4 protein-coding genes and 1 pseudogene are annotated in these 4,211 nt (G+C 64.2%); 1 reads left to right on the top strand and 4 read right to left on the bottom strand.

All coding sequences use genetic code 11. From position 1 onward, the window contains the following. Positions 1-223 precede the first annotated feature (223 nt). The 4 genes from ABZ624_RS42165 to ABZ624_RS42150 form a co-directional block, all read right to left on the bottom strand. Entirely contained in the window at positions 224-400 is a 177-nt protein-coding gene (locus tag ABZ624_RS42165; RefSeq protein ID WP_360100916.1) for a hypothetical protein, read from the bottom strand. Positions 401-481: 81 nt separating this feature from the next. Next, complete coding sequence (locus ABZ624_RS42160; protein WP_360100913.1) at positions 482-895, bottom strand: IS3 family transposase; 414 nt, start codon at positions 893-895, stop codon at positions 482-484. Continuing rightward, a complete protein-coding gene (locus ABZ624_RS42155) occupies positions 892-1,152 on the bottom strand; it encodes a transposase (protein ID WP_360100910.1) in 261 nt (86 codons plus the stop codon). The genes ABZ624_RS42160 and ABZ624_RS42155 overlap by 4 nt, the downstream gene beginning before the upstream one ends. Before the next feature lie 103 nt (positions 1,153-1,255). Then, on the bottom strand, positions 1,256-2,698 hold the full coding sequence (locus ABZ624_RS42150; protein ID WP_360100907.1) for an amidase: 1,443 nt from the start codon (positions 2,696-2,698) through the stop codon (positions 1,256-1,258). A gap of 1,419 nt (positions 2,699-4,117) precedes the next feature. Here ABZ624_RS42150 and ABZ624_RS42145 point away from each other — a divergent pair. Next, positions 4,118-4,211: pseudogene (locus tag ABZ624_RS42145) on the top strand (IS5/IS1182 family transposase); the annotation flags it as partial.

The following is a 4,211-nucleotide window of genomic DNA, read 5'->3' as shown; positions in this document are numbered from 1 at the left end:
GCAAGCTCCGCTGCTCGACCACTCGCATCACGAGCTTCGTCCAGGCAGTACTCACCCTGCTCCTGCCCAGCTCAAAGTGAGGTTGGAAAAGGCTCCCTGAGGCTTTCGGGTCGTCGTCGGGTGGTGGCGGTTCATGATCCCTGCGGTATGCCGGTGGGGTGAGGTATCCGGAGGTTGAGGGCCTGACCGCTGAGCGGCGGGCGTTTCGTGAGGGGATCTGGCTTCAGGCCGGCGAGCGGTTCGCGGCGGGTGAGAAGACCGGGGTGATCGCGAAGGATCTGCGGGTGAGTGTGCGGTCGGTGGAGCGCCGGCGGCGGGCCTGGTCCACGGTGCCGCCGCGGGTGGCGGCGGCCATCTGCAGTGACGCGCTGACCAGGGCCGCATCGTGCCTGTCGCCCATCGCGTAGCCGAGTACCCGGCGCGAAGAACGCGTCGTGGACGGACGCGAGGTAGAGCTTGCCCTCACCGGTCTCGACCTCGGTCATATCGCCCCACCACAAGACGTCCGGAGCGATCGCGTCGAAGTGGCGGCGCACCAGGGCACGAGCCACCTTCCGTTTGCCCTGGTCAGGCTCTTGCGCCGGCGCGGGGGCTTGCGGCCCTGCAGGCCGAGCGCGGCCATGATCTCGGCGACGGTGTTCTGCGACACCTGCCAGCCCTCGGCCCAAAGGTCCAGCGTGATCCTCGGCGAGCCGTACGTCCGCCCCGACGCGTTGAAGAAGTGGGTGATCCGCTCGGCCAGTGCGGCCCGTCTGACCTCGCGTTTCGTCGGCTCCGACGGGCGGCGGCGCCACTTGTAGAACCAGGACTCGGACACCTCCAGCGCCCGGCAGGAAACGACGTGCGGGACGTGATACTCGGTCCGCTGGTCGGCGATGAAGCCCGCAACCGTCACTTCGTCGCCTCCTTCACCCAGAGGACCACGGAACGCTTGAGGACATCGCGGTCCATCCCGATCTGACTGTTCTTCCTGCGCAGCTGCTTGTTCTCCTCACGCAGCCTGCGTAGTTCCTCGCGCTCTGACTCGTCCAGCCCGCCCGCGGCCTCGGCGGCCGCGCGGACCTTGGCCCGGTGAACCCAAGTCTGCAGCGTGCCCTCATGCACGCCCAGATCCCGCGCGACCTCCGCCGCGGACTTCCCGGTCTCCAACACGATCCGTACCGCACCCTCAGGAACGGCGCGTCATACGACCGTCGCTTCCCACCCATGACCCCCAACTTCCCCTTCCTCACACCTTCACGCTACGAGGGGAAGGTCACTGCGGCGCTGTCACGTCTTCCGTGTTGTTGACGAACGGGTCAACTGGTGTGAGTCGGCCCACGGCTGCTTCGATGACAGCCGCAGTGGAAAGCGCGAGGTCTTCGCGAAACGGCGCTGCGATGCACTGAACGCCGACGGGCATACCTGCCATGAGACCCGCTGGGGTTGTCACTGCCGGCAGGCCGAGAAGGTTGGCCGGCATGACCGGGCGAAGCAGTTCCATGGCAGCTTGGGCCTGGGTGGGTGTCTCGGCGTCCCAGCCGTGCGGGAAAGCTGGCTGCGACCAGACAGGCGTTACGATGATGGGGTAGGTCTGCAGGAACTCGAGCCACGCCCGTGCCACACGGCGCCTGTGAACGAACAGCTCGACGTATGCCTCCAGATCGAGAACCGGTTCGTGGGCGAGCGCGCAGTCGAGGAAGCGTCGCCCGTCGTCGCCCATGACCTGTTCGAGAAGGGGCTGCATTGCGCGGATCTCGGTGAACAGGAACCGGCGCCAGAGTTCGATCGCGGCCATGTAGTCGGGCGGCGAGAGTTCGTCGACGACGTACCCCGCCGACTCGAGGTGCTCCCCAGCCTGACGCACAATGGTCGCGATCCCCGCGTCGGTCGTGCCTCCCGGCGGTTCGGCAAGTAGCGCTACACGACTGGCTGTTGGAGGTTGCCCGGGGGCTTTCAGGGGGACGGGAACAGAACCCGGGTCACGGTGGTGAGCACCTGCGATCACGCCGAGACCGAGACTTAGGTCGGCGACCCGGCGCGCCATGACACCGTTGGTCTGCATCATCTGGAGCGACAGGGGGCCATCTTCAGGTTCGATGACCGTAGCGTGCGGGACACGCCCCTGAGTCGGCTTGACGGCGGAGACGCCGCAGCAATGGGCCGGATTACGGAGGGATCCGCCGATGTCATTCCCAATCCCCAATGGCGTCATTCCCGAGGCCAGAGCTGCCGCTTCTCCTCCGGATGAGCCGCCCGCGGTGCGGCCGGGATGCCACGGGTTGCGTGTCAGGCCTCGCAGGCTGCTGTCGGTGTGGATACGCAAGGCCATGTCGGGAAGATTCGTGCGCCCCAGGACGATGGCGCCGGCCGCTCGCAACCGCTCAACAGCGGGTGCGTCGTGCGATGCGATGGCGTGAGCCAGGGCAGGGATACCATGGGTGGTTGCAGTGCCGGCGACGTCGACGTTTTCTTTGATGGTCACTGGCACGCCATGAAGTGCACCCAGGTGGGATTCACCAGCCGCGGTCCGCTCGTCGGCGGCCCTCGCCTCGTCCAGGGCTCGGTCCCGCAAGGTGTCGACTACCGCGTTAAGGGCCGGATTGACCTCTTCGATGCGATGCAAGTGGGCTTCGATCACCTCAACAGCGGAGATCTCACGTGAACGGATTAATCGCGCCAATTCGTGGGCATCCTTGCGCCAGAGCTCTTCAGTCATTTCGACCCCATAGCTACTTAACCGAAATGAGGTGTTCGCAGGCGTTGCGGCACCCCAATCGAAATATCGGGAGACATGTCGATCTGTTAATTTCGCCATTCACTGCGGGAGGCAGGCCGACCAGAGCCAGGTCAAGTGCCCGGCGCCGACCCGCGTTAGCTGGGGCTTTCTTCGCGGATTGCATGGTGCCGAAGGGCGCCTGCACCGGTAGATACCCAGAATGCTCACGCCGAGTGCATTGATAAGTGCTTGGACCCCACGCCGTGGGGCGCGCGCGTACTTCTCGATCCCCGAAGGGTGACTGATATCATCACATTGTCTCACGTGTGGCCTGTTACTGCGGACGAGGGCGAACTGATACGAGGGATCAATATCCAGGCTGGCCCACCGTGTCGAAAATGCGCTTGTCAGCCCAGTGACCCATAAAGGCCCGCACAGACCAGGCTGACCAGCGGCACAGTAGCGTCGTTCACGCGGATCCCCCGCTGTTGGCACGGGAATAGCGCGGGTCCACAGCTACTGGCATCCAGCCGGCACTGTCACTGCCAAGGTAGAATTCCCGAGTCGCCCTGGGCTCAGCGCCGTGTCCCGCACGTAGCAGGACTACCTCGGCTCCGTTGCCCAAGATGGCCGCAGTGTGCCGTTCCGCGGATCGATGATCGATGTGTACTCCTGGCGCCGATCTCAAGCGGGCGGCAGCATGCTCGGTAGTTTATGAGGGCATGGGACACGGCCAAAACGTAGAGAAATCCCGAGCACACTGCCGACGTGTCCAGCGCTGGTACACCGTTCAGCCCGAGACGGTGGGCCACCTCCGGCGCGGTCTCCGGACACGGATGATCAGGCGTCGTCGTCAGCAGTACAAAATCAGCATTCGCCCCGGCCGACATCAGCGCAGCACGGCCCGCTGCCACGGGCAGCTCACCCCTTCTCCAAAGCCTCTCGATCACCTGCCGCTCCTCGATGCCCGTATGGGAGCGGATTGATGTGTTCGAGATGTCCCACGGGATCGCCGCATCTATATTCGTTGCTACGGGCTCGGGCAGACACACACCCTGCCCCGAGATAACTGAAACTGGAGCCATCGAGATTCTTCTTTCATAGCCATACGCCGCAGCAAAGGGACTCGTCGAGCAACAGCGCTGTTCATCCGTCAGGGCCCGCTCCATTGATCGAAGGAAGGCGGCCCTCTTTCAATGAAAGCTCTGTACTGCGATGGTCGGAACACGCCTCAAGCATCAGATGCGTGCAGAACGGGCAAGATTGTGCACTCGTTATTGAACCTCCTTCATCTCGAGGGGGAAGCCAATGAGCTTTTTTCAACCTCCTGGGCTGACTGGCCAGTTGGCCTGACAGACAGGTGAAGCCCCTGGTAGGTGGGTTTTCGGCCAAGAAATCCGTCTCCACCAGAGGCTTCCTGTGCTTGTCTACCCGTCCGCCGTCGACGTGTCCAGCTCTGCCTTTCGCTTCCTGTCCGCCAAGCTGCGCCGACACCGCCGGGAGCTCGGCATCC

Source organism: Streptomyces sp. NPDC007205, from assembly GCF_040634095.1.
Classification (GTDB): Bacteria; Actinomycetota; Actinomycetes; order Streptomycetales; family Streptomycetaceae; genus Streptomyces.
Note: the sequence above shows the minus strand (reverse complement) of the source record. Positions and strands in the feature narration are given on the sequence as shown.